This window comes from Streptomyces beijiangensis (genome assembly GCF_017315755.1).
In the GTDB taxonomy this organism is placed as follows: domain Bacteria; phylum Actinomycetota; class Actinomycetes; order Streptomycetales; family Streptomycetaceae; genus Streptomyces; species Streptomyces beijiangensis.
Genome location: NZ_JAFLRJ010001754.1, coordinates 1 through 299 on the forward strand (window position 1 = coordinate 1; position 299 = coordinate 299).

Here is a 299-nt window from a genome sequence, read left to right on the forward strand (position 1 = left end):
GGCCTGTTCCGGGAAGAACGGCGGGTACTCCCGGCCGGGGCTCTCCTCCCGGGGTACGGCCCGGTTGACCGCGACATGGATGCCCCACAGCGGGTTGGGGCTGCTGACCGACCAGTCGCTGCCGGCGACCAGCCGGGTGCCGGCGCGTGCCAGATCCCCGAACGGGTACTGCAGGGCGGCGCGGTCGGCCCCCAGGAACGGAATCGTGAGCTCGTCCATCTGCGGTTCGTGCGCGGCCCACAGGGCCTGGATGTTCGCGGCGACTTCGAGCTCCGCGAAGCGTTTGATGTCGTCGGAGT

General features: G+C 70.9%; 1 protein-coding gene. It reads right to left on the reverse strand.

All coding sequences use genetic code 11. The features are described from left to right. The coding region (locus J0695_RS43525) for an amidohydrolase family protein (protein WP_206970319.1) at positions 1-299 on the reverse strand (299 nt) is incomplete at both ends.